General features: G+C 69.4%; 4 protein-coding genes. 1 reads left to right on the top strand and 3 read right to left on the bottom strand.

Annotated elements, in window-relative coordinates; all coding sequences use genetic code 11:
* Positions 1-235: 235 nt before the first annotated feature.
* Positions 236-1906 (bottom strand): hypothetical protein, encoded by a 1671-nt coding sequence (locus AC5P1B_RS35490; protein ID WP_493892157.1) that lies wholly within the window; start codon positions 1904-1906, stop codon positions 236-238.
* Between the two features lie 53 nt (positions 1907-1959).
* Positions 1960-2883 (bottom strand): hypothetical protein, encoded by a 924-nt coding sequence (locus AC5P1B_RS35485; RefSeq protein WP_493892156.1) that lies wholly within the window; start codon positions 2881-2883, stop codon positions 1960-1962.
* 72 nt (positions 2884-2955) lie between these two features.
* Here AC5P1B_RS35485 and AC5P1B_RS35480 point away from each other — a divergent pair, with 72 nt between their 5' ends.
* Positions 2956-3255 carry a helix-turn-helix domain-containing protein gene (locus AC5P1B_RS35480; protein ID WP_493892155.1) on the top strand — a complete coding sequence of 100 codons (300 nt, stop codon included), beginning with the start codon at positions 2956-2958 and terminating at the stop codon, positions 3253-3255.
* A 154-nt stretch (positions 3256-3409) separates the two neighbouring features.
* Here AC5P1B_RS35480 and AC5P1B_RS35475 read toward each other — a convergent pair whose 3' ends face one another.
* Entirely contained in the window at positions 3410-4042 is a 633-nt protein-coding gene (locus AC5P1B_RS35475; RefSeq protein ID WP_493892154.1) for a hypothetical protein, read from the bottom strand.
* Positions 4043-4225: the final 183 nt, after the last annotated feature.

Raw genomic sequence — 4225 nt, 5'->3', positions numbered from 1 at the left:
GGACTGTTTCTGAGATCTCTCGGGTGCGGTTCTTGAGATCCCGTCCGGTCGAGTTGATCGGGCGGGATCTTGCAGTTTTCGGGGGCGTTTTGAGGGTCGGCTGGAGCTGAGCGGCGGTTCCGGGGCGCTTGGAGGCGTCTTCCGGGGGTGGCCGATGCCGGAGAGCGCGCGGTGGTGTGGCTGCGGGACTGGGAAGGTCTCGTGGCGGCGGTTGGTGTGGCTGTTCACTTCCGGATCATCGTGGTGTGCAGGGTGGGGGACGGCCGGTTGGCTGAGGAACGGGCCGCTCCGGCTCGGTGGGGACGTTTTCGGTGTAGGCGGTCGCGGGCAGGTGCTCGCCGCGGGTGGTCTGGCAGTAGACGTCCAGGATCGTCAGGTTCGCGATAGTGATCATGAGGGCGACGAGCAGGGTCTGGGCGACGCGGCCGTGGGCGAGCCGGTTCTTTGGCTCGGAGATGTCGATCCGGTGTCCCTTGATGATGCCGTTGATCCCCTCGTTCTGGGCCCTAGTGACCGTAAAAGTGCTGGTCCAGGCGTCGGTGAGGTAGGGAAGGTCCTGGCGGAACTTCTCCATCGTGCCGAGGTCGCCGGGGCGGATGGTGATCGACTTTTGGCGGCAGATGTCCGGCCGTTGGTCTCTCGGCACCGACGGGGCGATCACGGTGGGGCGGGCGGCCGGGTGCGTGGATCGTTGTCGCGCATCGGTGAGGTCGAGGGTTCGTGGTGGGCCGTCGGCGGCCGGCCTGCGCGGGCAGTTGACGGTCGGCGAGGTTCCGGAGGCCGGGCAGGCGAGCCGGATCGCCCCACTGTCGTCTGGGCCTTGCTTGAGGTGGAGGAAGTACGGCTTCCGGTTGTTGATGCGGGTAGCGGTGAGCTCGTCCGGGTCGCGGGCCGCATGGTCGGCGAGACGGTGGGAGGCGTTCGCGAGGGCGGGTGGGATGAACGGGCAGGCGAGGGTGCCGTCGATCATGATGGCGCCGCCGTGGCTGCCCTGGATGCCCCGCTGGTCCTGCTTGTAGTCGAGGACGAGCCGGTAACCGAGTGCGCGGGCGGGCAGGGCGAAAGTTTCGGGACGGGCGTCAGTGTAGAGGCGGTCGACGGCCAGGGTGGCAGTGGGCAGGCCGAGTTCAGCCAGCGGCGTGAGCAGGGCGATGGCGTTGATGCCGGTGCGGCGTCCGGGATAGTCGACGACCAGGCCAAGCGCGATCTGGGCGATGCGGCCGGAGCGGAGCCGGGGCAGGGCGGCCAGGGCGAGGTGGCCGCTCAGGCCGAAGGTCGGTTCACTCGATCCGCCGCTGAAGTGCCAGCCCGCGGTGACGTCGAGGGAAGCGAGCTGTCGTCGCCTGCTGGCGGGCTTGTGCCAGGAAGGCAGGGCCGTCGCGTCGATGCCGATGTCGCCTCGCCAGTGCTTCAGTGTCCCGCAGCGGTGCGCGATCTTGACCGTCTCGCTGATCAGCGCGGTGCAGATCTGCTGCAGCACCGTCTTCTTGCGGACATGCTCTGCGTCGTTGTCTTCCCAGGCAGCAGTGAACCGTTCGACCTCACCGAGCGGGAGACGGCGCCTTCGGTCGCAGCGGGCCGGGTCGAGCACTGTGGTGACGCGGTCGAAGGCCCGGTAGATGCGGCCCGACAACGCCGGCGGGGCGATGTGTGCAACGCCGAGCCTGTGTCCGGCGGTGGGCGAGAGACTGAAGGCGAGGACGCGCCAAGCCTCGGCAAGAGTGGCCTTGCCGGTGTAGTGGACGGCCAGCAGCAGCCCGGTCAGCACCGATCGAACGGGCAGTGGCGCAGGCCCCGGCCGCCGTCCCACCTCCTGATCGATCAGGTCAAGGACACCCGAGTGATCCAGGAGAGCGGCCAGCTGGAACACCTTCGAGTCCGGGATTCTAGCTGGGGCATCGGTCATCGGCCTGGGACGGCTCGTGCGGGCAGCGGCCGGATGACCCTGTGGCGGGGCCCTCACGTGTTGCCCCGCAGGAGCCGGGCCGTCTCCTTCGCGCTGGGCGAGGGCACGAAATGCTGGTAGCGGGCGAGCGAGGCGGTCGAGGCGAGCCCGGCCGCGGCCGCGATCACTCCGGGATCGATCCGGCGCCGCATCAACGACACGATCCAACTGGCCCGCAGACGGCGGGCGTTCATGCGAGGCAGCGGATCGTCGGGCCGGTGCTGCCAGGTCCACGAAGAGATCAAGTTGTCCGGCGCCGGGTCCTGGTGGCCAGGCCGGAACAGGAAGTCGTCCCCGGCCTGATCCGCCAGCTCGGTGAGAGTGCTCTCCCATTCGGCGCGGGCCACGAGCAGGCGCCCGAGCACTGCGGCGTCCAGGATGCAGGCCCCCGAGCGGGTGCGGCGGATGTCCGTCCCGCGCAGGCGGGCGATCTCTCCCGGGGCCAGTCCCATCCCGTCGCCGAGCGCGAGCAGAGCCAACGCGTCGAGACGGGGGCGGGGCCTCAGCTGCCCGGCCCAACAGCGGAGCCGGTCGACCTCGCCCACGGCGTAAGGCGACGCTGGCGCGGGCGGGGCGGTCAACTTGATCGGCTCGCTCTCCCCGACGTCGTCCCAGACCAGGACGTCACGCACCCGCCGCAGCCACGTCCGATACGTGCGCAAGGTGCCCGGGGCCAGGCCCGCGCAGCCGGTCAGCACGAACACATCGATGGTCTCGCCGCGCAGCCAGGCCGCCGGTTCGCGGGCCACTCCCCGCCCTTCCGCCCAGATCGCGAGGCGGGCGACGACATGCAAGAGGTCCTCGACGGCGTAGGGCACCCGCAGAACCGTCGCGGTGACCACCGCCTTCACCAGATCGGCGACCTCGTCCCAGACGGGCGCCGGATCGCGCGGGGCGTACGCGTCGATAGCCGAAGACGTCCGCGGATCGAGTGCCATGGACCACGAATACCGGCAGGACAACCTGCCGCCCAAGTCGCGTACGGCCTCGACAACAAGGAGCGTGGAAGCATGGTCGGAGGCAGGGCGCGCTCCCGCGCGCCCCGGGAACACGCCCGCAATCCGGAAGCCTGGCCCGACGCGGTCATCGACGATATCGCCGCAGCAGTCGTCCAGACCATCGCCCGCCACCTCACCGAAGCCCTTCAGGATCGGGGCTGGAGCCGCCGGGCGGCCGCCGAGCACCTGGGCATCAACCGGCAGACCATCGGCGACGTCCTCGACGGCAGGACCTGGCCCGACGTCGCCACCATCGCCCGCCTCGAAGCGGGCCTGAACACCCCGCTGTGGCCGCCGCCTGCCAGACGGTAAATGCGCAGACACCTGTCGCCAAAACCTTCCTGGCCACAGCCCACACACTGCAATAACCGCAGGCCAGAGCGCAGTTACGGCTCAGCGAACCCAACACCGCGCAACGGCACTATCGTCGGGGAAGCGCGAGCCTCTTCTTCTTGGTTCAGGGCGCTCACGCAACCCCAGGCGCCGCCGGGATGGCACTCCCGGCGGCGTCGCTTTGAACGTCTTCGACCACGGCACCATTCACCACCGCACTCGGGCCAGGTGGATCCCCGACCCCAGGCGCGATCGTGAACAAACCGACCTGGTCCTCGGTCAGCCAGCCCTGCTTGACCAGCCGCTTCAGCTTCGTCCGCATCCCCTCGATCCGACGGTGGTCCGTCTCCTGACCGACCGCCTCGCAGAGCTGCCGCGACCGCAACGGCCTGCCCGCCGACGCCAGCGCGAGGACCACATCCTCGTTCGCCTCGGACAACACCTCGCCGTCGGCCCGTCTCACCGGGGCCGAGACCACCGCCCGTTCCACGGCGGCCGCCGCCACCGGCGACGACCCGGCCGATACCTCCGGAACGAGCGGCATCTCCTCGCCCTCCGAGTCATCCTCGGACAGCACCTCGGCCACGACCTCCGCAGCCACCGCCCACCGAGCCAACTGCTCTTCCTCCTCGGCGAGCTGCTTCTGAAGCGCAGCGATCCGCGCACGCAGATCCTCCACCCGCCCCCGCGAAACCGACGCCCTGGCCCGCAGCCTCTCCAGCATTGACGCCATGACCAGCCCCTTCAGCACGAGGCCAAACACCATCCAACTCAACACAAAGCGCGCCGAGTGGACAGACACTTCACCCCACACTGTACGAGAGGATCACGAAACGGGGCAGGCGGATCCCGCACCCACCCCAGACCCGGGCAACGATCACCCTCACAACGGGCAACGATCTCCGAACACCCATCCAAACCGCTGATCAGCGGTACTCAAGAACACCCC

Source organism: Streptomyces sp. A01, assembly GCF_059026195.1.
The sequence above is the reverse complement of the archived record's forward strand: the minus strand, read 5'-3'. Positions and strand labels throughout refer to the sequence as shown.